Origin of the sequence: Ensifer adhaerens, assembly GCF_002007205.1 — a bacterium.
In the GTDB taxonomy this organism is placed as follows: domain Bacteria; phylum Pseudomonadota; class Alphaproteobacteria; order Rhizobiales; family Rhizobiaceae; genus Ensifer; species Ensifer adhaerens_D.
Genome location: NZ_LAZS01000006.1, coordinates 840,151 through 866,825 on the forward strand (window position 1 = coordinate 840,151; position 26,675 = coordinate 866,825).

Annotated in this window: 29 protein-coding genes; 23 read left to right on the forward strand and 6 right to left on the reverse strand. The window is 63.8% G+C overall.

The features are described 5' to 3' along the window. Positions 1-151: 151 nt before the first annotated feature. The 10 genes from XB14_RS16685 (at position 152) to XB14_RS16730 (ending at position 11,668) form a co-directional block, all read left to right on the forward strand. Positions 152-844, forward strand: a complete 693-nt coding sequence (locus XB14_RS16685) for a glutathione S-transferase family protein (protein WP_077962684.1) — start codon at positions 152-154, stop codon at positions 842-844. Then, a complete protein-coding gene (gene queG / locus XB14_RS16690) occupies positions 825-2,027 on the forward strand; it encodes a tRNA epoxyqueuosine(34) reductase QueG (RefSeq protein WP_077962685.1) in 1,203 nt (400 codons plus the stop codon). Before XB14_RS16685 ends, queG begins: the two co-directional genes overlap by 20 nt. Continuing rightward, on the forward strand, positions 2,015-2,890 hold the full coding sequence (locus XB14_RS16695) for an SDR family oxidoreductase (protein WP_077962686.1): 876 nt from the start codon (positions 2,015-2,017) through the stop codon (positions 2,888-2,890). The genes queG and XB14_RS16695 overlap by 13 nt, the downstream gene beginning before the upstream one ends. Before the next feature lie 461 nt (positions 2,891-3,351). Beyond that, entirely contained in the window at positions 3,352-3,726 is a 375-nt protein-coding gene (locus XB14_RS16700; RefSeq protein ID WP_077962687.1) for a septal ring lytic transglycosylase RlpA family protein, read from the forward strand. A 136-nt stretch (positions 3,727-3,862) separates the two neighbouring features. Then, positions 3,863-5,149, forward strand: coding sequence for an RsmB/NOP family class I SAM-dependent RNA methyltransferase (locus tag XB14_RS16705; protein ID WP_077962688.1), 1,287 nt, complete (start codon positions 3,863-3,865; stop codon positions 5,147-5,149). A gap of 189 nt (positions 5,150-5,338) precedes the next feature. Next, positions 5,339-6,619, forward strand: a complete 1,281-nt coding sequence (locus XB14_RS16710; RefSeq protein WP_077962689.1) for an imelysin family protein — start codon at positions 5,339-5,341, stop codon at positions 6,617-6,619. A 48-nt stretch (positions 6,620-6,667) separates the two neighbouring features. Continuing rightward, positions 6,668-8,197, forward strand: coding sequence for a di-heme oxidoredictase family protein (locus XB14_RS16715; RefSeq protein ID WP_077962690.1), 1,530 nt, complete (start codon positions 6,668-6,670; stop codon positions 8,195-8,197). Next, complete coding sequence (locus XB14_RS16720; RefSeq protein WP_077962691.1) at positions 8,197-9,309, forward strand: imelysin family protein; 1,113 nt, start codon at positions 8,197-8,199, stop codon at positions 9,307-9,309. Before XB14_RS16715 ends, XB14_RS16720 begins: the two co-directional genes overlap by 1 nt. 207 nt (positions 9,310-9,516) lie before the next feature. Beyond that, complete coding sequence (locus tag XB14_RS16725; RefSeq protein ID WP_077962957.1) at positions 9,517-10,506, forward strand: magnesium transporter CorA family protein; 990 nt, start codon at positions 9,517-9,519, stop codon at positions 10,504-10,506. Positions 10,507-10,582: 76 nt separating this feature from the next. Further along, complete coding sequence (locus XB14_RS16730) at positions 10,583-11,668, forward strand: DUF1513 domain-containing protein (protein WP_077962692.1); 1,086 nt, start codon at positions 10,583-10,585, stop codon at positions 11,666-11,668. A 14-nt stretch (positions 11,669-11,682) separates the two neighbouring features. Here the strand turns inward: XB14_RS16730 and XB14_RS16735 are convergent, their stop codons facing one another. Next, a complete protein-coding gene (locus tag XB14_RS16735; protein ID WP_077962693.1) occupies positions 11,683-12,237 on the reverse strand; it encodes a GNAT family N-acetyltransferase in 555 nt (184 codons plus the stop codon). Positions 12,238-12,321: 84 nt separating this feature from the next. Between XB14_RS16735 and XB14_RS16740 the strand changes: the two genes are divergently transcribed. From XB14_RS16740 to guaA, 4 genes are all read left to right on the forward strand, one after another. Then, entirely contained in the window at positions 12,322-12,774 is a 453-nt protein-coding gene (locus tag XB14_RS16740) for a TspO/MBR family protein (protein ID WP_077962694.1), read from the forward strand. A gap of 79 nt (positions 12,775-12,853) precedes the next feature. Beyond that, positions 12,854-13,306, forward strand: coding sequence for a PaaI family thioesterase (locus XB14_RS16745; protein WP_077962695.1), 453 nt, complete (start codon positions 12,854-12,856; stop codon positions 13,304-13,306). After that, entirely contained in the window at positions 13,303-13,941 is a 639-nt protein-coding gene (locus tag XB14_RS16750) for a 5'-methylthioadenosine/S-adenosylhomocysteine nucleosidase (protein WP_077962696.1), read from the forward strand. The genes XB14_RS16745 and XB14_RS16750 overlap by 4 nt, the downstream gene beginning before the upstream one ends. Positions 13,942-14,053: 112 nt before the next feature. Beyond that, complete coding sequence (gene guaA / locus XB14_RS16755) at positions 14,054-15,616, forward strand: glutamine-hydrolyzing GMP synthase (RefSeq protein WP_077962697.1); 1,563 nt, start codon at positions 14,054-14,056, stop codon at positions 15,614-15,616. A 222-nt stretch (positions 15,617-15,838) separates the two neighbouring features. Here the strand turns inward: guaA and XB14_RS16760 are convergent, their stop codons facing one another. Beyond that, complete coding sequence (locus XB14_RS16760; RefSeq protein WP_077962698.1) at positions 15,839-16,744, reverse strand: LysR family transcriptional regulator; 906 nt, start codon at positions 16,742-16,744, stop codon at positions 15,839-15,841. A gap of 112 nt (positions 16,745-16,856) precedes the next feature. Here XB14_RS16760 and XB14_RS16765 point away from each other — a divergent pair, with 112 nt between their 5' ends. Then, positions 16,857-18,041 carry an MFS transporter gene (locus XB14_RS16765; RefSeq protein ID WP_077962699.1) on the forward strand — a complete coding sequence of 395 codons (1,185 nt, stop codon included), beginning with the start codon at positions 16,857-16,859 and terminating at the stop codon, positions 18,039-18,041. Between the two features lie 112 nt (positions 18,042-18,153). Further along, a complete protein-coding gene (locus XB14_RS16770) occupies positions 18,154-18,903 on the forward strand; it encodes a class I SAM-dependent methyltransferase (protein ID WP_327326533.1) in 750 nt (249 codons plus the stop codon). Between the two features lie 56 nt (positions 18,904-18,959). Here XB14_RS16770 and XB14_RS16775 read toward each other — a convergent pair whose 3' ends face one another. Then, complete coding sequence (locus tag XB14_RS16775; protein WP_077962700.1) at positions 18,960-19,406, reverse strand: MarR family winged helix-turn-helix transcriptional regulator; 447 nt, start codon at positions 19,404-19,406, stop codon at positions 18,960-18,962. Between the two features lie 149 nt (positions 19,407-19,555). On the opposite strand from XB14_RS16775, the gene XB14_RS16780 reads away from it, so the two are divergent. The 6 genes from XB14_RS16780 to XB14_RS16805 all read left to right on the forward strand — a co-directional run bounded on the left by XB14_RS16780 (position 19,556) and on the right by XB14_RS16805 (position 23,458). Next, positions 19,556-20,314: an alpha/beta hydrolase gene (locus XB14_RS16780; RefSeq protein ID WP_077962701.1), complete on the forward strand. Its 759-nt coding sequence runs from the start codon at positions 19,556-19,558 to the stop codon at positions 20,312-20,314. Positions 20,315-20,578: 264 nt separating this feature from the next. Next, complete coding sequence (locus XB14_RS16785) at positions 20,579-21,313, forward strand: SDR family oxidoreductase (protein ID WP_077962702.1); 735 nt, start codon at positions 20,579-20,581, stop codon at positions 21,311-21,313. A gap of 124 nt (positions 21,314-21,437) precedes the next feature. Further along, positions 21,438-21,767: an ArsR/SmtB family transcription factor gene (locus tag XB14_RS16790; RefSeq protein ID WP_077962959.1), complete on the forward strand. Its 330-nt coding sequence runs from the start codon at positions 21,438-21,440 to the stop codon at positions 21,765-21,767. After that, positions 21,764-22,231, forward strand: a complete 468-nt coding sequence (locus XB14_RS16795; RefSeq protein ID WP_077962703.1) for an SRPBCC family protein — start codon at positions 21,764-21,766, stop codon at positions 22,229-22,231. Before XB14_RS16790 ends, XB14_RS16795 begins: the two co-directional genes overlap by 4 nt. A gap of 117 nt (positions 22,232-22,348) precedes the next feature. After that, positions 22,349-22,762, forward strand: a complete 414-nt coding sequence (locus tag XB14_RS16800; RefSeq protein WP_077962704.1) for a GFA family protein — start codon at positions 22,349-22,351, stop codon at positions 22,760-22,762. A gap of 129 nt (positions 22,763-22,891) precedes the next feature. Beyond that, positions 22,892-23,458 (forward strand): 2'-5' RNA ligase family protein, encoded by a 567-nt coding sequence (locus XB14_RS16805; RefSeq protein WP_077962705.1) that lies wholly within the window; start codon positions 22,892-22,894, stop codon positions 23,456-23,458. A 5-nt stretch (positions 23,459-23,463) separates the two neighbouring features. Here the strand turns inward: XB14_RS16805 and XB14_RS16810 are convergent, their stop codons facing one another. The 3 genes from XB14_RS16810 to XB14_RS16820 form a co-directional block, all read right to left on the reverse strand. Further along, entirely contained in the window at positions 23,464-24,174 is a 711-nt protein-coding gene (locus XB14_RS16810) for a GNAT family N-acetyltransferase (protein WP_143348406.1), read from the reverse strand. Continuing rightward, positions 24,167-24,661 (reverse strand): MarR family winged helix-turn-helix transcriptional regulator, encoded by a 495-nt coding sequence (locus XB14_RS16815; protein WP_143348407.1) that lies wholly within the window; start codon positions 24,659-24,661, stop codon positions 24,167-24,169. The genes XB14_RS16810 and XB14_RS16815 overlap by 8 nt, the downstream gene beginning before the upstream one ends. A gap of 138 nt (positions 24,662-24,799) precedes the next feature. Further along, positions 24,800-25,426 carry a glutathione S-transferase family protein gene (locus XB14_RS16820; RefSeq protein ID WP_077962707.1) on the reverse strand — a complete coding sequence of 209 codons (627 nt, stop codon included), beginning with the start codon at positions 25,424-25,426 and terminating at the stop codon, positions 24,800-24,802. Positions 25,427-25,592: 166 nt separating this feature from the next. Between XB14_RS16820 and XB14_RS16825 the strand changes: the two genes are divergently transcribed. Next, positions 25,593-26,651, forward strand: coding sequence for a succinylglutamate desuccinylase/aspartoacylase domain-containing protein (locus XB14_RS16825; RefSeq protein WP_077962708.1), 1,059 nt, complete (start codon positions 25,593-25,595; stop codon positions 26,649-26,651). The last annotated feature ends 24 nt before the right edge of the window (positions 26,652-26,675 follow it).

Genomic DNA, 26,675 nt, shown 5'->3' on the forward strand with positions numbered 1-26,675 from the left:
TTTTCCTGACAAGATTTGGAGTGGGAGGAAAAGGCTGATTCGCTTGTGTTTGCCACCACAAATTTCTATAGCTCTAACACATGAGCAGTGGCCAGACGCTTGCGCCGCCACGCTGACGCCCCCAGCAAAGCCCTGAGAAGCCAGATCATCGATGCCGACACTGTATCACCACCCCATGTCCGCCGCTTCACGCTTCGTTCGCCTGATCCTTTCGGAATACGGCTACCAGACGGAATTGACGGACGAGCAGCCCTGGGAGAACCGGCGCGACTTCCTGGCTTTGAACCCGGCCGGAACGCTACCGGTGTATGTTGACGATAGTATGAGGGCGCTCTGTGGGGCCACGATCATCTCGGAATATCTCGACGAGACGAACGGCATCATGAAGCGGGATCGCCGGCTTCTGGCCGAGGATCCGTTCCAGCGCGCCGAAATCCGCCGGCTGGTCGAATGGTTCCTGCAGAAGATGGAAGCCGATGTGACGCGGCCGCTGGTGCGCGAGCGGATCTTCAAGCTGCAGATGACGCCGGACCAGGGCGGCGGCGCACCCGACAGCAAGGTCCTGCGGACCTCGCGCGCCAATATCCGCCAGCACATGAAGTATCTCTCCTGGCTTGCCGGTTCGCGCACCTGGCTTGCCGGCGACCGGATTTCCTATGCCGATCTCGCCGCCGCGGCGACGGTGTCGGTGCTCGACTATCTCGGCGAGATCGACTGGTCGGACGCCCCGACCGCCAAGGAGTGGTACCAGCGGCTGAAGTCCCGCCCCTCCTTCCGACCGCTGCTTGCCGAGCGCGTGCGCGGCGTGACCCCCGTTCCGCACTATGCGGATCTCGACTTCTGAGGCGAAAACCGTGCCCGGCATCGATGCCAAGGCAGACAGCGAGGAACGGCGGCGGCAGAAGCTGACGGCGTTCCTGAAGGCCGAGGCGGCCGACAAGGGCTTCGATCTCTGTCGCATCACCCGGCCCGACGCCATTCCGCAAGCACCAGCCCGGCTCCGGGACTTTCTCGACGAGGGCTTCCACGGCACGATGGACTGGCTCGAAGAGACAGCCGAGCGCCGTTCCGACCCGCGCACGCTCTGGAGCGAGGTGCGCTCCGTCGTCATGTTCGCGATGAACTACGGACCGGAAGACGACCCGCGCGGGATCCTGGAACAGGCCGACCGCGGCGCGATTTCCGTCTATGCCCAGAACCGCGACTATCACGACATCATCAAGGGCAAGCTCAAGGAAGTCGCGACCCGCTTTGCCGCCCGCGCCGGCGAGGACGTCAAGGTTTTCGTCGATACGGCCCCGGTGATGGAAAAGCCGCTCGCCGAGAAGGCCGGCCTCGGCTGGCAGGGCAAGCACACCAATCTCGTCAGCCGCGAGTTCGGTTCGTGGCTGTTTCTCGGCAGCCTGTTCACCACGGCGGACCTCACCATCGACGAGGCCGAGCGCGACCATTGCGGCTCCTGCCGGGCCTGCCTCGATGCCTGTCCCACCGACGCATTCCCTGCCCCCTACCGGATCGACGCGCGGCGCTGCATTTCCTACCTGACGATCGAGCACAAGGGCCCGATCGACAGGGAATTCAGGCCGCTGATGGGCAACCGCATCTATGGCTGCGACGACTGCCTTGCCGCTTGCCCCTGGAACAAGTTCGCGCAGGCGGCCTCCGAAATGAAGCTGAAGGCGCGCGAGGACCTGACGGCGCCGTCCCTCCGGGCCCTGCTCGATCTCGACGATCCCGCCTTTCGCAGCCTGTTTTCGGGCTCGCCGGTCAAGCGCATCGGCCGCGACCGCTTTGTCAGAAACGTCCTGATCGCGGCGGGCAACTCCGGCGATGCAGCGCTGGTGCCGTCGGTCCGCGCACGGCTGGCCGACAGTTCCGCCGTGGTGCGGGCGATGGCGGTCTGGGCCCTGTCACGATTGGTCGCGCCGGCAGCGCTTGCGCAAATTGCCGAACAATGCGAGCCAGAGACCGACGAAGACGTCCTCAACGAATGGCAGATCGCGGGAGTGAGCCGATGCATGTCCTGATCCTTGGCGCCGGCTACTCCGGCACGGCAATCGCACGGGCCATGGCGCCGACAGCGAAAAGTGTCGTCGGCACCACCCGCACCGAGGAGAAGGCGGCAAGGCTCGAAAAGGCAGGGATCCGCCCGCTCCTCTTCGACGGCGAATCGGTCTCCGACGAACTGGGTGTCGCCCTTGGCCAGGCCACCCACCTGATCCAGTCGATCGCGCCCGGCCGCGACGGCGACCCCATGTTCCGCGCTTCCAGCCCGGACCTCGCTCAACTCGCGCCGAACCTCAAATGGATCGGCTACCTCTCGACGGTCGGCGTCTATGGCGATCACGGCGGCGCATGGGTCACCGAGGACATGCTGCGCAAGCCGGTTTCCGCCCGCTCGGTCGAGCGGGTGGAAGCGGAGGACGCCTGGATCGCCTTCGGCGCGAAGCAGGATATTCCGGTCGCCGTGCTCCGGCTTGCCGGCATCTACGGACCGGGGCGCAACGCGTTCTGCAATCTTGCAAACGGCACCGCCAGGCGCCTGATCAAGCCGGGCCAGGTGTTCAACCGCATCCGTGTCGAGGATATCGGCGCTTCCGCTCTGTTCCTTGCCGACAACGGCACTTCGGGCGTCTTCAACATCACCGACAACGAGCCGGCACCGCCGCAGGACGTGGTGACGGAAGCAGCAAGGCTGATGGGCGTCGAGCCGCCACCGGAGACTCCGTTCGAGCAGGCGGAACTCTCGCCCATGGCCCGCACCTTCTATGGCGAGAACAAGCGGGTTTCGAATGCCCGCATCCGTGCCGCAGGCTTTGAGTTTGCCTATCCCGATTATCGCGTCTCGCTTGCACAGCTCTGGCAGTCCGGCGCGTGGCGCGGACAATGAAATGCAACACGGCACGCACCAGATAGCATAACCCGTAGTGCTTACAGAACGCCGATAGTCAGTCCGTCAGTAATGGCCAGGGCCTGTCCATCGCAATTGTGACATTCTTTGGATATTCGTTCGATACTTGGCGAATTTCATACAACCTGTGCGCTAGTAACGAATTTTCGACCATCGAGAATCCGGAAGATTCGTCCAATTCGAAATTTTTAATGAAATTTTTCGTTTACCACCGAGCTCGGCCCGCGTGCGGAAAGCGGCGAGCGTTCAACCGCTGATTCCAAAGAACTTCCGAGACCTGTTTAAACTAATTCAAACAATCTTCGTTTTTAAATTTTCGTCATTTTTTAATAAATCCTAATAGATCGTAAATGGTTGAAGCACGTTTTTGCCATTTTTCGCCCCAATTAGCGGTTCCCAGAAGTTTTTAACCAAGTGTTTTGACCGAGGGGATCGCCAGTTTGACGCCAGCGAAGATCAAGACTGCTGCCGCGGCAGCGCTGTTCACGACCGCGATCGGTCTCGTTTCGGTTTCCGACAGCCATGCCGCCGGTGCTGGCTGCGGCGGCGCATCCTGGTATGCGCTGAGCTCCAAGACCGCCTCCGGCGAGCGCATGAACGCCGCTCACCTGACGGCCGCCCACCGCAGCCTGAAGTTCGGCACCAAGGTGCAGGTCACCAACAAGCGCAACGGCAAGACCGTGGTCGTTCGCATCAACGACCGTGGGCCGTTCATTCGTGGCCGCGTGATCGATCTCTCCAAGGCTGCAGCCTCGCAGATCGGCATGATCCGCTCCGGCCACGCCAGCATCTGTTATCGCGTCGTCAATTCCTGAACTTGAAATACTGCTGCCCGGCCTGTCGTCGGGTGGATCTACTTGCGTAAAGACCGTTCCTGGCGGTTATTGTTCTCCACCGTCTTGCTCTTCGATGCCATCGCCGCTACCACGGCGAAAAAGGAGTTGATCGAAGATGCGTTTGGGCGGCAGGCTCGCTGGAGCCATTGAGGTTCTTGAGGATATCGAAAAGCGGAAGCGCCCGGTCGCCGACGCGCTCAAGGATTGGGGGCTTTCCCACCGCTTCGCCGGATCCGGCGACCGCTCCGCGATCGGCAACATCGTCTACGACGCCCTTCGCATGAAACTCTCGCACGCCTACCTGATGGACAGCGACAGCGCCGCAGCACTCGGCCATGCCGTCATGTACCGGCAATGGGGCTTTTCGCCCGAGGCGCTAGCCGCCGAGCTCGATGGCGACAAGTTCGCGCCGGAAGCACCCGCCGAACAGCTTCAAGCCTTCACCTCACGTCGTCTCGAAGACGCGCCGGCCCATGTGCAGGGCGATATCCCCGAATGGGTCCAGGCCTCCTTCGAGGAGAACTTTTCCGACGACTGGCTCGACGAGGCCAAGGCGCTTGCCGGCCGACCGACGCTCGACCTGCGCGCCAACACGCTGAAGGCGTCGCGCGCCAAGGTGCTGAAGGCGCTGGAGCGCAGCGGCGCCGAGCCGGCGACCATCGCCCGCAACGGCATCCGCATTCCGGCCGGCGAAGGCGCCTCGCGCCTGCCGAACGTGACGGCCGAGCTTTCCTTCCAGAAGGGCTGGTTCGAGGTTCAGGACGAGGGCTCGCAGATCGTCGCCGATCTCGCCTATCCGCAGGAAGGCGAGCAGGTGCTCGACTATTGCGCCGGCGGCGGCGGCAAGACGCTCGCCATGTCGGCGGCGATGAACAACAAGGGCCAGGTGCACGCCTACGACACCGACCGCAAGCGCCTTGCCCCGATCATCGAGCGGCTGAAGCGCGCCGGCACCCGCAATGTCCAGGTGCATGAATCGACCGACAGCCTCGCGCCGCTTGCCGGCCGTTTCGACCGCGTGCTGGTCGATGCGCCCTGCACCGGCACCGGCACCTGGCGCCGGCGGCCCGACACCAAGTGGCGGCTCAACCAGAAGAACCTCGAGGAGCGCATCTCCCAGCAGGAAGAAGCGCTGGCAAGCGCTGCCCAGTTCGTCCGTCCCGGCGGCCACCTGATCTACGTCACCTGCTCGGTACTGCCTGAGGAGAACGAGGCGCAGGTCTACGGCTTCTGCGAGGACAACCCGGAATTCGAGATCCTGTCGGCCGCCGATATCTGGGCGACGCTCTTCGGCACCGACAAGCCGCAGCCCTGGTCGGCGGACATGAAGACGGTGACGCTGACGCCGGCTTCCACCGGCACGGACGGCTTCTTCTTCTGCCTGATGCAACGCAAGGGTTGACGCCTTTTGACAACTGTCAAAACACGCGCATCAGATTGAAAACGTTCTAAACTATACACTTTGACACAAGTTTGCTTTTGGTTCATGAGAGGCAGGCCCGGCCGGGCCTCTTCGTGTGGCCCCAACGCCTGAACGACGCCGCATTTGCGGACTCGCTCGGCTGCGCCGAAGGAGCAACAGGAGAGGGTCATGACCAAGAAATTCTTCCGCGGCGCTGCACTGGCGCTGATGACGGCGACGTCGGCGCTCGCCCTGCAGCCGGCCCATGCCGCAACCGATGCCGCCGCCGTGGTGAAGCACTACGCCGCTGTCGCCCACGCCAAGTTCGAAGATGCGCTGACGACGGCGGAAGCGCTCGACAAGGCGGTCGATGCGCTGATCGCCACGCCGAGCGAGGAAACCCTGAAGGCTGCGCGCGAGGCGTGGCTCAAGGCCCGCAACCCCTATCAGGAAACCGAAGTCTACCGCTTCGGCAACGCGATCGTCGACGAGTGGGAAGGCAAGGTCAACGCCTGGCCGCTCGACGAAGGCCTGATCGACTATGTCGACCCGAGCTATGGCAGCGAGAGCGACGAAAACGCCCTCTTCACCGCCAACGTGATTGCCAACAAGACGATCAAGATCGACGGCAAGGACGTTGACGCTTCCAACATCACTCCGGAACTCCTGGCGGGAACGCTGCAGGAAGCCGGCGGCATCGAGGCGAACGTCGCGACCGGTTACCATGCGATCGAATTCCTGCTCTGGGGCCAGGACCTGAACGGCACCAAGGCGGGTGCTGGCAACCGTCCCTACACCGATTACGACGCCAAGGCCTGCACCGGCGGCAATTGCGATCGCCGCGCCGCCTATCTGAAGGCCGCTTCCGAGCTTCTGGTTTCCGACCTCAAGGAAATGGTCGGCAACTGGACGGCAGACGGTGCTGCCACCAAGGCCGTCGAGGCCGATCCGAAGGCTGGCCTCGTCGCCATCCTCACCGGCATGGGCTCGCTCTCCTACGGTGAGCTTGCCGGCGAACGTATGAAGCTCGGCCTGCTGCTGCACGATCCGGAAGAAGAGCATGATTGCTTCTCCGACAATACGCACAACTCGCATCTGCACGACGCAATCGGCATCCAGTCGGCCTATACGGGCGAATACACCCGCGCCGACGGCACCAAGATGACCGGCCCGTCGCTCTCCGAACTGGTTGCTGCCAAGGACGCCGCGCTCGACAAGGAGATGACCGGCAACCTTTCGACCACGGTCGAGAAGATGCAGGCGATGGCCAAGCGCGCGGAAACCACCGAGGCCTACGACCAGATGATCGGCGAAGGCAATGCCGAGGGCAACGCCACCGTTCAGGCGACGATCGACGGCCTGATCGCCCAGGCAAAGACCGTCCAGCGCGTCATTGCGTCGCTGGATCTCGGCACCGTCGAGCTTGAAGGTTCCGACAGCCTGGATAATCCTAACGCCGTCTTCCAATAAGCTGAAAAGGCGGGCCGCTCCCAACCGGTGCGGCCCGATCCTCAACTGATGAAACCTGGCGCACCCCGCCTTATCGCGCTGCTTCTCGCTCAGGCGCTCTTGACGGCCCTGCCCGCCGCTGCCGGCGACGATCTCCCGACCAAACGCACTGATCTCAGCAACGCTGACCGCGATCGCGTCGAGGCGGTGACGCGGCCGACGACGGACTTTTCCAAGGCGGAAACCTTCGAAGCCATGTCCGGTGGCGCCGCGACCTCGATCGCGCCCGTCAATGCCGACAGTTTTTCGCAATTCTCGGCCAATCTCACCTTCCAGGAAGAGGAAGGTTTCAAACTCGGCAATGCGCTGTTTCGCAAGCTCTGGGTTTCCTCCCCCTCTTCCACCCAGGCCTCGGACGGCCTCGGCCCGCTCTATAACGCCCGCGCCTGCCAGAGCTGTCACCTGAAAGACGGGCGCGGCCGTCCGCCCGAGGGTGCCGTCGACACGACCTCGATGTTCTTCCGCCTGGCGCGCCCGCCGCGCGACGACGCCGAGCGCCGGTTGATCGAGGCGCATAAGGTCGGCAACTTTCCGGATCCCGTCTATGGCGCCCAACTCCAGGATAGCGCCGTGCCCGGCCTAGCCGCCGAAGGGCATCTCAAGGTCAGCTACGCCGAAGAGCCCTTCGCCTTCCCCGATGGCGAGACGGCATCGCTGCGCCGGCCAAGCTATTCGGTGGGCGATCTCGCCTATGGACCGCTCGATCCGGAAACCACGCTCTCGCCGCGTGTGGCGCAGCCGATGATCGGGCTTGGCCTGATCGAGGCGATCCACGAGGCGGATATCCTCGCCCTTGCCGACCCCGACGATGCGGATGGCGACGGCATCAGCGGACGGCCGGCGCTGACGCGCGACGCCAGGACCGGCAAGCTCATGCTCGGGCGCTTCGGCTGGAAGGCGCAGAACGCCACCGTGCGGCAACAAAGCGCCGACGCCTTCGCCACCGATATCGGCATCTCTTCTCCCGACGCGGACCGGCCGCATGGTGATTGCACCAAGGCGCAGGCGAAGTGCCTGACCATGGCGACCGGCGTGCAGGCGCGTCTCGGGCCGACCGAGGCCCCCGATCCGGTGCTCGACCTCGTCACCTTCTATTCGGAAAACCTGGCCGTGCCGGCGCGGCGCAAGGCGAGCTTTGCCGAAACGCTGCGCGGCAAGAAGGTCTTCTACGACCTCGGCTGCATCAGTTGCCACACGCCGAAATTCGTCACGCGCCGGGATGCGGCCAACAAGGCGCAGTCCTTCCAGCTCATCTGGCCCTATTCCGATTTCCTGCTGCACGACATGGGCGAAGGCCTGGCCGACGGACAGCAGGTGGGTGTCGCGACCGGCCGCGAGTGGCGCACGCCGCCACTCTGGGGCATCGGCTTGACGAAGACCGTCAGCGGGCACACTTTCCTGCTGCACGACGGACGCGCCCGCAATTTCACCGAAGCGATCCTCTGGCACGGCGGCGAGGGGCAGAAGGCCCGCGACGCCTTTGCCGCCCTTGCCGCAAGCGATCGCCGCGATCTCCTTGCCTTCCTGGAGTCCTTGTGATGCCTCACATACGCAAACTTGCCCTCGCGCTCGCCCTGAGCACCGTCGCCCTCCCCGCCGCGGCGCAGGAAGGAAGCGCGCTCTCGCCGCGCGTCGTCAACGAGGCGGCCGTTCCCGCGGTGATGGCCAAGGCCGTCGACGCCTTCATCATCCCCGGCTACCGCAACCTGACTGAGAAAGCCGCGGCTGCGAGCGCCGCGACGGCCAAGCTCTGCGCGGCGCCATCGCAGCCGGCGCTCGAGACCGCCCAAGGCGCGTTTTCCGATCTGGTCGGCGCCTGGTCGACGATCGAGATCGTCAGGCTTGGTCCGGCGCTCGAACAGAACCGCTTCGAACGCTTCCTCTTCTATCCGGACCGCAAAAGCACCGGGCTGAAGCAGGTGCAGGCGATCATCTCGAAAAAGGACGAAAGCGCAACGGACGAGGCCAGGCTCAAGGGCAAGAGCGTCGCCGCCCAAGGGCTGGGCGCGCTCGAATATGTGCTCTACGGCACAGGCTCAGACACGCTTCTGAGCAAGGAGGGCGATTTCCGCTGCCGCTACGGCCTGGCGATCACCAGGAACCTCGACACCATCGCCAACGAGTTCCTGGCCGCATGGCAGAAGCCCGATGGCGTTCAGGCCGCCTGGAAACATCCAGGCCCCGACAATCCGGAGTTCCGCGACAGCCGCGAGGCGGCGACCGAACTGCTGGGCATTCTGGTCCACGGCGTCGAGACGGTGAAGGACCAGCGGCTGAAGCCGTTCTATGAGGGCAAGGACGACAAGGGTCGTCCGAAGCTTGCGATCTACTGGCGGTCCGGCAACACGATGGCGTCGATCGCGGGGAACGTCCGCGGCCTGAAGGCCCTGTTCGACGTTGCCGACATGCAGAGCCTCTTGCCGGAGGACAGCCGCTCGGTCGCAGGCTCCGCCGACTTCGTGTTCAAGTCCGTGATCGGCATGGCCGGCAATATCGACGGGCCGATCGATGCGGCGCTTGCCGATGAAGACAAGCGCGCCAAACTCGCCTTCCTCTCGCTCAACACCAACGATCTGCTCGACCGCCTGAACAAGGACTTCGGCGGCGCGATCGGGCTTGGTGCCGGCTTCTCCTTCGCCGACGGCGACTGAGAAATCCGGCTGCTCGACCGGGTGTTGACAATTCCGGCTTTTGGGCGCAAAGCGCTTCCCGTGTCCGCTCTCGCGGGCACGTTTCACCACAAGGACCAACTCACAATGAACCCCGACAGTCGAAGTCGAGCCTTCACGCTCACGGCCGTCCGGTCCTGATTGATCAGGGCTTCAGGCGGTCGGATGACTCGCCCTATGGAGCCCAATATGCTGCGCATTTTCAAAAGCCAGAACAGCCACCTCGTGCTTGTCGACATGCTCGATGGCATCGCCCTGCCGACCCCTGCCATCTGGTACGACCTTCTCAATCCGTCGCCTGAGGAAACGCGCCTGGTCGAGGGCCAGCTCGGCATCGAGATCCCGACCCGGGACGAGATGCAGGAGATCGAGCTCTCCGACCGCCTCTACCAGGAGGACGGTGCCGAATTCATGACGATGACGGCCGCCGCCAAGCTCGACAGCGATTACCCGGTCAAGGTGCCGGTGACCTTCATCCTGAAGGGCACGACGCTGGTCACCGTGCGCCATGCCGATCCCAAGCCGTTCCAGACCTTCTCCCACCGCATCCAGAAGGCCAACGGCCAGATCTGCGAAAGCGGCGAACTGGTGATGCTGGGCTTGCTTGAAGCGATCATCGACCGCACGGCGGATGCGCTGGAGCGCGCCGGCAGCGAGGTCGACGGAATTTCGCGGGACGTATTCCGCAAGACCAATGCCAGCGCCACCAAGAAGACGCGCGACCTGCAGTCGCTGATCGAGCAGATCGGCCAGAAGGGCGACCTCCTGACGGTCATCCGGGAAAGCCTGGTCAGCATCGGCCGGCTCGTCGCCTATCACGTGGCACTCGAGGGCATGGGACCACGCAAGGCGGCCAAGGAAAGCCGGCAGCGGATCAAGCTGATCCAGCGGGACGCGACCTCGCTCGGCGACCACGCGCTGTTCCTGTCGAACAAGATCAACTTCCTGCTCGACGCGACGCTCGGCCTCATCAATCTCGAGCAGAACCAGATCATCAAGATCTTCTCGGTCGCCGCCGTCGTCTTCCTGCCGCCGACGCTGGTCGCTTCGATCTACGGCATGAACTTCGAGGTGATGCCGGAACTGCAATGGCAGTTCGGCTACCCCGCGGCACTGATGCTGATGGTGATGTCGGCGATCGTGCCCTATTTCTACTTCAAGCGGCGGGGCTGGCTCTGAGCGCTCGATCGGCAAGCCGAAACGGCGGCGCAAGGGCCGCCGTTTCGCGATTAATCTTGTGGCTGGAGGCCATGTCATGCGGGCCGCGACAGACCTGATCGACCGGCGCAGTTTCCTGAAGATGGCGGGTGTGGCCTGGGTGGCGAGCCTTGCGCCTGATCGCGCTTTCGCCCTTACGAGGGCGGATGCGGTCTTCGCCTCGGCCTTCATGGCGCCGGACGGCAGCTATGGCGTTGCGACACTGACGGAAGCGGGCGAGATCATCGACCGCGCGGCGCTGCCGGCCCGGGCCCACGGCATGGCCTATTCGCCGGTGACGCGCCGGGCCGTCGCCTTTGCCCGCCGTCCCGGCACCTATGCGATGATCCTTGCGACCGACGGCACGGCCGAGCCGATCGTGATCGCCGCGGTGGAGGGCCGGCATTTCTACGGCCACGGCTGCTTTTCGGCGGACGGCCGGTTACTCTATGCCACCGAAAATGATTTCGCCTCAAATCGCGGCATGGTCGGCGTCTATGACGGCAGCGACAGGTTCACCCGCATCGGCGAGTTCCCAACCTACGGCATCGGCCCGCACGACATGACGCTTGCCGCCGACGGCCGCCTTCTCGCCATTGCCAATGGTGGCATCGAGACCCATCCGGATTTCGGCCGCACCAAGCTCAATCTCGACCATATGGAGCCGAGCCTGACGCTGGTCGATACCGCGACCGGCGCGCTCGTCCAGAAGCACGGATTGCCCGATGACCTCAGCCGCCTGTCGACCCGGCATGTCGATATCGGCCCGAAGGGCGAGATCTGGTTTGCCTGCCAGTATGAAGGCGCGCGCAACGATCTGCCGCCGCTCGTCGGTTCTTTCTCCAGGGGTGAGGACCTGAAATTCCTGTCGCTTCCCGAGCGCACGACGGAAGCGCTGGCAAACTATGTCGGCGCGATCGCGATCAACCGGCACGAAGGGCTTGTTGGACTGACATCGCCGAAGGGCAACGTGGCCGTGACCATCGATGCCCGCACGGGCGCCGTGCTGAGGCAAGAGCGCGTCGCCGATGCAGCCGGCGTGGCTGCAGCCGGTCACGGCTTTGCGGTTTCCTCCTATGACGGCCACTTCCAGGATTACCAGAGCCGCGTCGCCTGGGATCAGCACATCGTTCGGCTGGCCTAAGCCCGCAGCCGGCCTCAGGCCGAAAGGCGGCCCTCGCCGGCAAGTTTCGCCAGGTCGTTCCAACGGTAGGCTGTCTGGTCATGAATTTCGCCGCCGAGGCTCACCTGCCCTTGGCCGACGGCGACAGCACCGAGATGCTCGTAAAACGCCCGGTTCGGATTGCTGGAAAGCACCCAGGCAAACAGCGACTTTCCACCCAGCTCCCGGCAATGACCGGCGACGCTGCGCACCAGCGCCGAGCCGATGCCGGCGCCCTGGAATTCCTCGAGAACATAGAGCGCATAGAGCTCTCGGTCGAACCGCGGCGGCATCGAGCGGGCTTTTCCATAATTGGCAAAACCGATCACCTTGTTCGTGCTCACATCGACCGCGACCAGATGAAAGACGTCGGCGATGCGCATGCGCCTGGCATGGCGCAGCGCCTGTTCCTCGACGGTCATGGCGTCGAGGAAGCCGTCGGAAATCAGCCCGCGGAAGGTCGATCGCCAGGTTTCGACGATAACGGAGGCGATCATCATGATGTCATCCGGGCCGGCCGGCCGGATGTCGATGCGTCGGAAGGTCTTCATGGCACCTGATATAGGTGGGGCATGATGGCTTCAAAACGGCGGCGCTGCTGGAAAGACGGAAAGTCTGTTCTATCTGGCGAGATCATGAACAGAACCATCGTGTATGCAGTCTTCATCGCCGCCGTTCTCGGCCTCGGTCTCCTCATCGGCACCAACAACATCCCCGGCGATTGGTACCAGTCGCTGGCGAAACCGGCCTTTAATCCACCCGACTGGATCTTCGCGCCGGTCTGGTCGATCCTCTACGTGATGATCGGCATAGTCGGAGCGCGAATGTTTCTCGACCTTCGTCACACCGCCGCGATGCGCCTGTGGCTGGCGCAGATGATCTTCAACTTCCTCTGGTCGCCGCTGTTCTTCGGGATGCAGGACATCGCGTCAGCCCTGATCGTGATCATCGCACTGCTGATTGCGGTTGCCGGTTTCGTGGTGGCAAGCTGGCAGCGGGATCGCCTTTCGGCGCTGCTGTTCCTGCCCTATCTTGCCTGGGTGGCGTTCGCGACCGTGCTCAACGGCTCGATTTTCCTGATGAATTGAACTTGTCGTCCCCTGGCGGCCATGCCAGTGTCCAGCGACCTCAAGGCAATTCTGCCGCCAACAAGGACCTTGCCTGCCGATGGACGAGCGTGATCCTCCCGATTTCCGAAAGCGCATCCGCGACAGCTTTGCGCGGCAGGCGGCGATGCGCACGATCGGCGCCGAACTGACGCTGGTCGAACAGGGCACGGTCGAGATCGAACTGCCCTTCGACGACAAGCTGACGCAGCAGCACGGCTTTCTGCATGCGGGCGTGATCTCGGCGGCGCTGGATTCGGCCGGCACCTATGCGGCCTATTCGGTGATCGACCCGGATGCTTCGATCCTGACGATCGAGTTCAAGGTCAATCTGCTGTCACCGGGGCGTGGCGAGCGCTTTCTGTTTCGTGGCGAAGTGACGAAGCCCGGCTCGACGATCATTGTTTCCGACGGCCGTGGCTATGCGATCCGCGCCGACGGGCCGGCGAAGCTGATCGCCTCGATGACCGGAACGATGATGGTGGTGCGCGGACGCGAGGGGATCGAAGGATGAGTTTTGGGATCAAGGACGTCGCCGGACGCAGGGTTCTCTACGTCATGGCCGTGGACGCCGAATACGGACCGCACCTGAAACAACGGATCAAGCCGCTGATGACCGGCGTCGGCCCGGTCGAAGCCGCCGTCGTCTTGACGCGCACGCTTGCCGAACTCGCGGCCGAGCGGGCGCTGCCCGACCTCGTCGTCTCGCTCGGCTCGGCCGGCGCCGCCACGCTCGAACAGACGGAGGTCTACCAGGCCGTGTCGGTCGGCTACCGCGACATGGACGCTTCGCCGCTCGGCTTCGAGAAGGGCGCAACGCCGTTTCTCGACCTGCCGGCCGTGGTGCCGCTGCCGCTGCGCATCCCCGGCGTTCCGGAAGCGCGGCTTTCGACCGGCGCCAACATCGTCTCGGGCGCGGCCTATGAGACGATCGACGCCGACATGGTGGAGATGGAGACCTTCGCGGTGCTTCGCGCCTGCCAGTCCTTCGGTATTCCCTTGATTGCGCTTCGCGGCATTTCCGACGGCAAGGCAGAGCTCAAGCACGTCAACGACTGGACGGAATATCTTCACGTCATCGACGAGAAGCTTACCGGCGTGATCGACCGGTTGGAGAATGCAGTTTCGAGCGGCGCGATCCGGCTGTAGACGCTGATCCCGCTCTGAAACCCCGGAATTGTCGGGGTGCAATTGAATCGTTGCGCTGTTGGCGGGCTTTCATTAAAGGCTCGCCATGATCAAGCTTGTTTGAAGGCTTCCAATGACCCAGACAGCCCATCCCGACACCGTCCTCATCGTCGACTTCGGCAGCCAGGTGACGCAGCTCATCGCAAGGCGCGTGCGCGAATCCGGTGTCTATTGTGAAATCGTGCCGTTCCAGTCGGCGGAAGATGGTTTCCAGCGGCTGAAGCCGAAGGCCGTGATCCTCTCCGGCAGCCCCGCTTCGACGCTCGACATCGGCTCGCCGCGCGCCCCCTCGGTGATCTTCGATTCAGGTCTGCCGGTTTTCGGCATCTGCTATGGCCAGCAGACCATCTGCGCCCAGCTCGGCGGCAAGGTCGAAAGCGGCCACCACCGTGAATTCGGCCGCGCCTTCCTGGAAGTCGAAAAGGAATGCGCGCTGTTCGACGGTCTCTGGTCCCTCGGCTCGCGCCACCAGGTTTGGATGTCGCACGGTGACCGCGTCACCGCGATCCCCGAAGGCTTCGAGGTCGTCGCGACCTCGGCCAACGCCCCCTTTGCCTTCATCGCCGACGAGAAGCGCAAGTACTACGCCGTGCAGTTCCACCCGGAAGTCGTGCACACGCCCGACGGCGCCAAGCTGATTTCCAACTTCGTGCACAAGATCGCCGGCATCAAGGGCGACTGGTCGATGTCGGCCTACCGCGCCAAGGCGGTGGAGGCGATCCGCAAGCAAGTTGGCGACAAGAAGGTCATCTGCGCGCTTTCGGGCGGCGTCGACAGCTCTGTCGCGGCCCTTCTGATCCACGAGGCCGTCGGCGATCAGCTGACCTGCATCCTCGTCGACCACGGCCTGATGCGCAAGGACGAGGCCAAGAACGTCGTCGCCATGTTCGAGGAGCACTACAACCTGCACCTCCTGCACGTCGACGCGTCCGACCGCTTCATCGGCGAACTGGAAGGCCAAAGCGACCCCGAGACCAAGCGCAAGATCATCGGCCGCCTGTTCATCGAAGTGTTCGAGGAAGAGGCAAAGAAGCTCGGCGGCGCGGACTTCCTCGCGCAGGGCACGCTCTATCCCGACGTGATCGAAAGCGTTTCCTTCACCGGCGGCCCGTCGGTGACGATCAAGTCGCACCATAATGTCGGCGGCCTGCCGGAGCGCATGAACATGCAGCTCGTCGAGCCGCTGCGCGAACTGTTCAAGGACGAGGTCCGGGTGCTCGGCCGCGAGCTCGGCCTGCCCGACAGCTTCATCGGCCGCCACCCCTTCCCGGGTCCGGGCCTTGCCATCCGCTGCCCGGGCGGCATCACCCGCGAGAAGCTCGAGATTCTCCGCGAAGCGGATGCGATCTATCTCGACGAGATCCGCAAGGCCGGCCTCTACGACGCCATCTGGCAGGCCTTTGCCGTGCTGCTGCCGGTGCAGACCGTCGGCGTCATGGGCGACGGCCGCACCTACGAGTTCGTCTGCGCGCTGCGCGCCGTCACCTCGGTCGACGGGATGACCGCCGACTTCTACCACTACGACATGGAATTCCTCGGGCGCGCGGCAACGCGCATCATCAACGAGGTCCGCGGCATCAACCGCGTCGTCTACGACGTGACCTCGAAGCCACCGGGCACGATCGAGTGGGAATAATCCCGCGTCCCGCCGAGTAGCCGAGAATACAGACAAGCCCGCGTAACTGCGGGCTTTTCTCATTCTGGAGCCTGCGCTTGTCTGGCAGGCGGAGGCCATGCACCTGGAGCCAGGAAATCAACGCGCGAAAAGCGCATCTGAAGATCGCGGCGTGCGCTTCCGGTTTTTGGTTTTTCGCATGTCGTTACCGCAAAACCGCTTAGCACTTTTGCGCGCCATGCTTTAGGCGATCTCCAACTCCGCCAGCAGTTCCAGCATGGCGTCCACCTTGGGCAGCAATTGCCGCCCGACGGGCCAGATCAGATTGAGCGACAGACCATCCGTCGTCAGTTCCGGCAGAATTGGCACGAGCTCGCCACGCGCGATCTCGTCGCCGACTAGCCATGTCGCCAGTTGCGCGATGCCGCATCCGGCCTTGGCCGCGGCGACCAGAGCCTCGGCATTGCCAACGGTCATGCGGCCCTCCATCGTCCGCTGCTCGACCGCCCCGGGGGCATGCGCAATCAGCCAGGGGCTGGTCGTGCCATCGGCCTTGCCATAGAGCACGGCATCGTGCCGGGCGAGTTCGGCCGACGATAGAGGCGTGCTCCGCTTGGCCAGGTAGTCAGGCGCGGCGCAGAAGATCAGGCGTTCGCGGCCGAGGTAGCGATGCCCCACGGAGGCGGGCCAGTGATCCGGGCCGCCGATGCGCACCGCCACGTCGACGCCCTCATCCAGCAGGTCGACAAAGCGGTCGGTGAAGGTGACGTGCGGACGCAATTGCCGGTGCTGCTGCGCGAACCGCAGCATTAGCGGCCAGACGCGCAGACGGCCAAACGTCGTCGGCACATCGAGCCTCAGGCGCCCCACCGGCTCGCTGCGCTGCGCGGCGAGCACGGCCTCGGCTTCTTCCAGATCGGCCAGGACACGCACGCAGGTGCTGTAGAACGCCACGCCCGCATCCGTCAGGGCAAGGCGGCGGGTCGTGCGCTCGAACAACCGGGTGCCCAGCCGATCCTCGAGGCGCGCCACGCTCTTGCTGACTGCGGAACTGGTCAGGTGCAGTCGTTCCGCCGCCGCTGTGAAACTGCCTGCGGCAGCCGTTGCCACAAAGGTCTCGATACCCTTGAGGCGCTCCGCTGAAATCATGTTTTCCTCGTCTATTGCGGATCTCAATTCATCAATCCAAGGAAAACATATCCGAGATAAGAACAAAATTCTTGAATAGATTGGGGACATCGAATTCGCACAGGAACTTCTGATGTCATCCCTTGCAGCACCAGGCGACGCGGCTCCTGCCAGCCGCGACAGCCTCTCCATTGCCATCCTTGCGGTGGCGGCCTTCGTCATCGTTACCACCGAATACCTGATCGTCGGGCTGCTGCCGGCACTGGCCCGTGATCTCGAGATTTCGATTTCGGCCGCCGGTCAGCTCGTCACCCTTTTCGCCTTCACGGTCATGCTGTTCGGCCCTTTGCTGACGGCGATGCTGTCGCACCTCGAACGCAAGCGCCTGTTCATCGCCATTCTTCTGATCTTTGCCGCCTCCAATGCGCTCGCCGCGATCGCGCCTAACGTCTGGGTACTTGCGGTCGCCCGCTTCATTCCGGCGCTGGTGCTGCCGGTGTTCTGGGGCACGGCGAGTGAGACGGCCGGCCAGATCGTGGGGCCCCAGCGTGCCGGTCGTGCTGTTTCGCAGGTGTATCTCGGCATCTCCGCCGCCCTGCTCTTCGGCATTCCGCTGGGCACGCTGGCATCTGACGCGGTGGGCTGGCGCGGCACCTTCTGGATCCTGGCAGGTCTTTCTCTGGTGATGGCCTTGGCTCTGGCGGTCTTCATGCCGACCGTGGCGCTGCCCAGACGGCTGCGCCTGGCGGAACAGGCTCGCATCCTTAAAGACCCGTATTTCGCCGGCAACGTCGTTTTATCTGTGGTGGTGTTCACCGCCATGTTCACCGCTTACACCTACCTGGCCGACACTCTGGAACGCGTCGCTGGCGTGGCGCCGGCGCATGTGGGTTGGTGGCTCATGGGTTTCGGTGCCGTTGGCCTCATTGGCAACTGGTTGGGCGGACGTTTTGTGGACCGCAGCCCGCTCACTGCCACCGCCGCGTTCTCGCTGCTGCTGGGCGTCGGCATGGCGGCGAGCGTGCCGCTGGCGGGTTCCTTCGTCTTGCTGGGAATGGCGCTTTCGGTGTGGGGCATCGCCTATACCGCGCTCTTTCCCATCTGCCAGGTGCGGGTGATGAAGTCCGCGTCGCACGCCCAAGCTCTGGCCGGAACCTTGAACGTGTCCGCAGCCAATGCCGGTACAGGCTTCGGCGCAATCATCGGTGGCCTGGTGATTCCGCGGTGGGGATTGGAGAGTATCGGTTACGTCGCCACGGGCATTGCGGCCGTGGCCATTCTGCTCGCGACCTGGATCTCACGCTTGCGACCGCGATGAGCGAGCGTGTCACGACGGAGACTGCTTCACTGCGCTTTTGTTTTGATGCGCTATAAGCTATTGACGAAATTGGATAATTTCCATGGCCCACAATTGGGCGGGAGCAACCACCATGTCAATGCCGTCGGACAAGCTCTATAACGATCCAGATCTTGTGGCGTTCTACGACATCGAGAACGGCTGGACCGCCGATTCGCAATATCTGATGACCATGGCCGAAGGCCGCAACTCGATCCTCGATCTCGGGTGCGGCACCGGCATGCTCACGACTGCGCTTGCGGAGACGGGCAAGCGGGTCGTCGGCATCGATCCGGCAGCGGCCATGCTCGATGTCGCAAGGCAAAGGCCAGGCGGCGACCGGGTGCGCTGGGTCGAAGGCGACGGGCGGACGATCCGGCTTGGCGAGACCTTCGACATGGTGCTTCTGAGCGGTCATGCCTTTCAGGTCTTCCTGACCAGGCAAGATCAGCTCGCCGCACTGAGGACCATCGCCGCGCATCTTTCACCCGAAGGGCGTTTCATCTTCGACAGTCGCAACCCGGTGGTCGAGGAATGGCGGGAATGGACGCCGGAGGAATCCGAGCGGGATATCGTTCATCCGGCCCTCGGGCAGCTTCTCGCCTGGAACGACGTCAGCCATGACCCGGAGACCGGTGTCGTGGAATATGGAACCTTCTACCGGGCTACATCGGACGGGCGCCTTTACGAGGCCCGTTCGAAAATCGCCTTCCCGCCTTATCGCGACCTCGTCGCAATGATCAACGAAGCGGGGCTGGTCGTCGAAACCTGGCTTGGTGGCTGGGATGGCAGACCGTTCGAAGCGTCCGCGCCCGAGATCATCCCGATCGGCCGGCGGCGATAGGCGCGCGGTAGGCGGCCGCCAAGGCCTTCGCCCTACATGGCGCATGCGCGCCGCTGCTACTTCGCCGCGTCGCGCATGCCATCACGCAATTTCCGGACCCGTTCGTTGAGGTCGATCATCTCCGGCACGGTAAAGCCGGAGTTTTCCAGGAGCGCGTCGGTCAGGCAGCCGGTCTTCACATGCAGATCGCGTCCTTTCGCGGTGAGGTGGACTTCCACCTGCCGCTCGTCGGTGACGCTGCGATGCCGGCCGAGGAAACCGGCCGCCTCCAGCCGTTTGACCGCCGGTGTGATGGTGCTCGACTCCAGGCTCAGCCTGTCGGCGATCGCCGAGATCGTCAGCCCATCCTTTTCCCAGAGCGTGCTTAGGACGAGGTACTGCGTGTAGGTCACGCCGAGCGCGTCGAGCATCGGCTTGTACACCCGGTTGATGGCGATCGACGTGGAGTAGATCGAAAAACAGAGCTGGCTGTCGAGCGGCAGCGTCGTCGGTTCGTCGGGCATTTCGGCCTCCTTGCAGCGTGTTCGCAGGTTCCTGCCGCGAAAATCAATATCGCGATAATAAGTATCTTTACAAGAAAACCGAGCCGGCGTATACGATGATTATCGCGATAATGATTTTCGCGAAAACAACTTACCGAAGGAGACCCGAAATGCTCAAGTCCCTCATCGCCGCCGCCGCTTTCGCCCTCTCCGCAAGCGCGCTGACGCCGGCCCAGGCCGCCCCTGCCACCAAGAATGTCGTGCTCGTTCACGGTGCCTTTGCCGACGGTTCCGGTTGGCAGGGCGTCTACAACATCCTGAAGAAAGACGGTTACAACGTCACCATCGTGCAGAACCCGACCTTGACGCTTGCCGGCGACGTTGCGGCTACCAAGCGCGCGATCGCCGCCCAGGACGGCCCAGTCGTACTCGTCGGCCACTCCTATGGCGGCGTGGTCGTTTCGGAAGCCGGCACCGACGCGAAGGTGAAATCCGTCGTCTATATCGCCGCCTTCGCGCCGGATAAGGGCGAGTCCGTTTCCTCGCTCATCGCCAACCCGCCGGCAGGCGCGGCCGTTCCACCGATCCTGCCGCCGGTCGACGGCTTCCTGGCGCTCGACAAGGCGAAGTTCGCCGCCGCCTTCGCGGCCGACGTCGACCCCGAGATTGCCGCCTTCATGGCCGACTCCCAGGTCCCGTGGGGCGTCGAAGCGGCAGCCGGCGCCGTCACCGCCCCGGCCTGGAAGGAAAAGCCGAGCTTCTATCTGGTTGCGACCGACGACCACATGATCCCGCCGGCCGCCCAGCGCCAGATGGCAAAACGCGCCGGCTCCACCGTGGTCGAAACATCCGGCAGCCACGCCGTCTACGTCTCGAAGCCGGACGCGGTCGCCAAGCTGATCGAGCAGGCAGCGCAGGCGAGCGAATAAGCGACATCAACCGACAACGAACGCAAAGGGGCGAAGCGCGACGCTTCGCCCTTTCGCTTGTCTCGAAGCCAATCCGGAGGATCCTGGTGGACGCCAACTGCGTATTGCTCCGCCAGATCTTTGGTTAGAATTTCTGACCGCCCCATGCTCGATCGGCACCTCGATCGAACGGATCGCCCTTTCTATCTTCTGTCTCACCGGCGCTAAGGCCCAACGCCCGAGCCGAACTCAAACAGAAACGAACCATTCGAAAGGGGCATATCCATGGAAAATGTTCACGGAAAAGTCGTGGCCGTGACCGGCGCAAGCAGCGGCATCGGCGAAGCCACTGCGAAGCTGCTGGCGGCTGCCGGAGCCAAGGTCGTGATCGGCGCACGCCGGTCCGACCGGCTGGAACGCATCGCCGGCGAAATCGCCGCCGCCGGCGGCGAGGTCCGCTTTCGCACGCTGGACGTGACGAGCCGGGAGAGCGTTTCCGCCTTTGCCCGTTTCACGCAGACCGAATTCGGCCGCCTCGATGTCATCGTCAACAATGCGGGCGTGATGCCGCTGTCGCCACTGGCGGCGCTCAAGGTCGATGAGTGGGACCGCATGGTCGATGTGAACATCAAGGGCGTTCTCTACGGCATCGCAGCCGCCCTGCCGATCATGAGCAATCAAGGGTCCGGGCAGATCATCAACATCTCTTCGATCGGCGGCCATTCGGTGTCGCCAACGGCCGCAGTCTATTGCGCGACCAAATTTGCCGTCCGGGCGATCTCGGACGGCCTCAGGCAGGAGACCGACCGCATCCGCGTTACCGTCATCTCGCCCGGAACGACGACCTCCGAACTCGCCGATACGATCAGCGATGCGACCGCCCGAGAGGCGATGAACGAATGGCGGGCCATCTGCATCAGCCCGGACGCCATCGCCGCCTCGATCGCCTACGCCATCGGACAGCCAGACGATGTCGACGTCAGCGAGATCGTCGTGCGCCCGACGGCGAGCCCGCATTGAGGCACCCTTCGACCGCGATCGATCCGGCGAGAAAGGGCACGTTTCAAGCGTGTCTTTTCGTTTTATCAGCGTCAAAACAATAGTATTGACTAATCAATCAGTACAGGCTAATGATTTAGCCATGATGATTGAAACCGCCCCCGTCACCGCCGTCATGCGCGCCCTTGCCGATCCGACAAGGCGCGCCGTGTTCGAGCGTATCGCCAATGCCGACGAAATCACCGTCGTCGAACTGACGCGCGGTAGCGGCGTGACCCAGGGCGCGATCTCGCAGCACCTGAAATCGCTGAAACAGGCGGGCCTGGTCGCCGAGCGTCCGGAGGGCCGCAACGTCTATTACCGCGCCGAGCCCGAGGGCCTGGCGCCGCTCGCCGACTGGATGAGCCATTACGGCACCTTCTGGCGCGACCGCTTTGCCAACCTGCGCACCCTTCTCAAGGAGATCGATCCATGACCGACGCAGCCGCCCTGAAACTCGAGACCCAGGACATCGTCGTCGACGAGGTGTTTCCGCATACGCCCGAAACGATCTGGAAAACGCTGACCAACGGCGAGTTGATGGACCAGTGGATCATGCCGCCGACCGGCTTCCAGGCGGTCGAAGGCACCCGTTTCACCTTCCAGACGACGCCCGCCGGCGCGTGGGATGGGACCATCCATTGCCAGGTGCTGGAGGTGCGCCCGCACGAGCGCTTCGTCTATTCCTGGAAGGGCGGCCATGAAGACAATGCCGGCTACGGCTCCCGTCTCGATACGGTCGTCACCTGGACACTGACGAAGGTCGACAACGGCACCCGCCTTCGGCTTGTGCATTCCGGCTTTGTCACACCAAAGAACGACAGCGCCTATGCGAATATGAGCAATGGCTGGCCGAAGGTCCTGTCGCGGCTTGGCACCCTCTCCGACGAACAGCATTGAGGCGCAGGCCGGATCGCCTCGGCGATCCGGTAACGCCCCCCCGAAACAGGCAAAGAAACTCGTCGGCGCCGCGCTTGCGACGCCAGGCTTTGCCGTGCCCGAAACAGGAGCGAATGTATGAGCAAGTCATATATCGGCGGATGCGCCTGCGGTGCGATCCGCTACGAGATCGCAGGAGAGCCGGTCTTTTCCAACGACTGCCAGTGCCGTGATTGCCAGCACGAGAGCGGAACGGGGCATGGATCGCACATGACGTTCCGCCGCGAGGGCGTGAAGCTCGAAGGTAAGGCCACCCATTGGGACATGGTCGCCGACAGCGGCCACGTGAAGACGCGCGGCTTCTGCCCGACCTGCGGCTCGCCGGTCTACATGACCTTCTCGGCCATGCCGGAGTTCTTCAGCGTTCGTGCGGCAAGCCTCGACGACCCCAGCCGCTACAGCCCCCAGGCAGTGACCTACGCGGTGCGCGGCCATGCCTGGGACCGCCTCGATCCGGCCTTGCAGACATTCGACCGGATGCCGACGGAATAGCGACGCGGAGCTTCCGCCAAGGCACGAATTCTCGCCTGCCCGCCTGACGTCCTTGGCATCGTCGCCTGGCATCCCCATCTCCGGTTGAGCGCCCCCATCGTGGCGCGCGGCCGGGCGGAGGAGGATTGCATGTCGTCGAGCCAATTCGCCTTCGATCTCGGCGCTTCCGGCGGGGCGCCGGCAATCGACCTCCTCTACTTCGCACTGCGTCCGGACGCGCGAGCCGCCACGCGGGCAATTGCGATCGCCGAAAGGGATTTCGCGGATCAGGACTCCCACGGGTTCATCTATCGGCCGGACCGGCTGCATGTCTCCGTCGACAAGCGCTGGGAAGGCCGCGGCTTGCCCGACATTGCCATGGCAGATGCAATGAAGCGTGGCGCGCGGGTGGCATTGCCGCCCTTCGAGATCCGGCTCGATCAACTGAAAAGCAACGGCAACGGCGCGAACTGGCCAAGGGCGCTTCTGTCACGCGAGGCATCGCCGGGATTTGGCGCTTTGGTGCAGCAGCTCGGGCAAATGACCGACCGCGCGATCAAGGCCATCCCGCACATGACGCTGTATCGGGCCGACCGGCCGGCACCGGCAATCGAGATCGCCGACGCTATCGCCTGGACCGCGCGCGAACTCGTGCTGATCCATGCGCAGAAGGGAGCGGGTACCGCAAGGATCGCCGCCCGCTGGCCGCTTCGCTGAGCGGTTCAGTGCGCCCCCTCTCCGCTCCGATCGTCGTTTGAGCGCGAGAGGACGGTAACCACGAAGGGCGCGCGAACCGCAAAGCCCAAGGACCTGTAGAGGTCGATCGCCACCGTGTTTGCCGCATAGGCATGAAGAAACGGCGTTTCGCCGCGCCTGAGGATTGCGTCGGAAACCATACGGGAAAGAACCGCGGCATAACCGCGACCGCGAAAATCGGGATGGGTGCAGACGCCGCTCACCTCGGTAAAGCCGTCGAGCTTCATCCTTTCGCCGGCCATGGCAACGAGGCGTCCATGCTGCCGGATGCCCCAGAAGGAGCCGAGCCTGTGAGTGTTTTCGAAGAACGGCCCCGGCCTGGTCAGCGTGGCGAGCGCCAGCATTTCCGGCGCATCCGCCTCGCCGAGCGACTCGATGGGCGCGGCTCCTGCGCCGGCGCGAATTTCGGTCGCGACCATCTGCACGGCCTGCGCACTCACTTCGGCTTGGGTTCCGGCCGGCAACGGGCCTTCACCCGTCCGCAGATGGATGACGGTCCCGTCAGCGGGAATGAGCTCGCGAAACGCCGCATGCGATTCCGGCCGGTCGTTGCGCGCAGCCGCAAAGATCGAAACATCGGCAACGTAGCGCTTCGCAAGGCTGCCGCCGAGGGAGAATTGCGCCTGGCGTGACTGGAGCGCGTGCCAGTCCGGCCGGTCGAGCGGATGGTCAGCCACATTGGCACTCCCTTTTTTCGAGCGCCCGCCGGTCGAGCGACATCTCGTCAAGCCCCGCCTCGATGGCGTCAAGCTGGTCGAGAAGCGAACCCGAGAGCCCCGCGCAAAGGCCGGTGACGGCTGTCTCCACATGCCGCCAAACGTCGCGCTTCGACCGTTCGACGATGTTTCGGCCTTCGCTGCTGAGCACCACCGCTTTCTGCCTGCGATCGCGCTCATTCCGCTCGATCTCAATCAGTCCCTTTTCGGCGAGGAGCGTCAGGCTGCGCGTAACGCCGGGCTGACTGACGCCAAGCGCCTGAACCAGGTCGCCGACAGACAGCGCGCCATGGCGATCCAGGGCGGCGAGCACGGGGTATTGTCCGGCCGGAACGTCGAAGCCGACGCCCTCGCCGAACCGAGTGACATCCGCTTGCAAGCGCTCCGCGATCCGCTTCAGGCGACTGCCGAGGCAGAGGTAACCGAGCTGCCGAACCACGTCTTCCATGCATCAGATCTCCATTTGCATAACTTGATATATAACTTGTTATGTAAATGCAAGCATGGACGCTTGATCTGAAGAAGCAGACAGCCAATCACGCCTTGCCGAGGTGCCGACCCCTCCAGCTGAAGTCCTTATGGCAACTCACGCCGGCGGGATAAAGGGCTGGCTGATCGCCTGGAAAACCGGAAGCGCTTCAAGCTTCTCCGCATGCGCCTTGAGGCGCGGATAGTCTGCGATCGTCACGAGATCAGAGTGCACGTCGTTCAGGAATCGCAGTACGGCCGCAACGGCGATATCGGCGTGGCCGATACGCCCGCCGAACCAGAATTCGCCATTGCTTTCCGCGCGGCTCGCCTCGAGCACGCCGAGCGTTTCCGCGATCTGCCGACGGCACCGACCGACCCAGAGGTCGGAGACCTGTCCATGCAGCCGTTTCTCGTAGAAAAGGCTGACGGCCTTGTCACCGAGCCCGGTCGCAAGCGTGGCGATCCTGAGCGCCCGATGCCGCATCGGCTCGGTTCGCGGGAACAGGACCTGATCGTCGGAAACGAGACTGTCGAGATAATCGAGGATGATGTGGCTGTCGGTCAGCGCCGTCCCGTCGTCCAGCACGAGCGTGGGCACCCGCGTCAACGGATTATAGGCCCGAAGCTCGTCGGCATTGCCGAAGGAGGACCAGGGACGGTGTTCGAACGGGATGGCGTAAAGGCTGAGCGCGATGCCCACACGGCGGACGAACGGTGAGTCATATTGGCCGATCAGGATCATTTTCCATCTCCCGGGTACGCTGGCGGTTTCATGGAACAACAGCCGCACATCCGATGTCAAAGCCAAAGCGACGTCCAACCCGAAACCGCACCCCAGTTCTTAGCGACTTGCGGAGCGCTTTGGGAATGCCGATAAGCGCCACCAACAAACGATACGGGAGGAGCCCATGGACATTTCCGAAATCATCATCGCCGGCGATACGTCCGGCATCGAATGGCGCCTGCCGGTCTTCCGCTTCAAGGGCAGGACGGCGGCAGCACCCAAGACCTATGTCCAGGCGGCGTTGCACGCCAATGAGCTGCCGGGCACGGCGCTCGCGCATTTCCTGTTGCAACGGCTGCAGCAGGCGGAGAAGGACGGTGCCATCCTCGGCGACATCACCGTCGTGCCGCAGGCAAACCCGATCGGCACCGCGCAGTCGCATTTCGGCGAGCTGCAGGGTCGTTTCGACTTGGGCTCGCGCACCAACTTCAACCGCGATTTCCCGCTGATCTCCCTTGCCGATCGCGACGGCCTCATCGACGACCTCGACCGTTACTCGGCGACAGACCGGCTGAAGCGGCAGTTGCTGCATATGGCGCTCGGCGCCGACCTGATGCTCGACCTTCATTGCGACGACGAGGCGCTGCAATACGCCTATATCGACGAGGCCTTCTGGCCGGAGGCGGGCGACCTTGCATCGGCACTCGACATGGAAGCGGTCTTCCTATCGGACGGCGAAAGCTCCGCCTTCGAAGAGGCGGTTGCCTATGCCTGGAAGTACGAGACCGGCCAGAAGAAGACACGGCTGCCCGGGCGGCTTTCAGTGACGGTCGAGCTTCGCGGCACGCGCGATGTCTATCCGGAACTTGCCCGAAAGGATGCAGACGGCGTCTTCCGCTTCCTCATCGCCCGCGGCGTCGTTGCCGGCGACGAAGAGGCAATCGCGCCGTTTTCCGGCATCGTCGCGCCGCTCGACAACATCGAGATGATCCGGGCGCCGGAAGCCGGCGCCATCCTGTTCCACCGCGATATCGGCGAAAGCGTGAAAGCCGGCGACCTGCTCGCAACGATCCTCACGCGACCCGGCCAGATGGGGGGCGCCCTCGAGGTGCGCGCGCCGCAGGATGGGCTGATCGTCACCCGCGTCTCGACGCGCCTTGCGCGCCGCCGCTCGGACCTGATGAAGATCGCCTGCGCCGCGCCATCGAGCGCCGTGCGCAAGCCCGGGCTGCTCGAGGCCTGAGTACCAAGGCGGGCGGAACGCCAA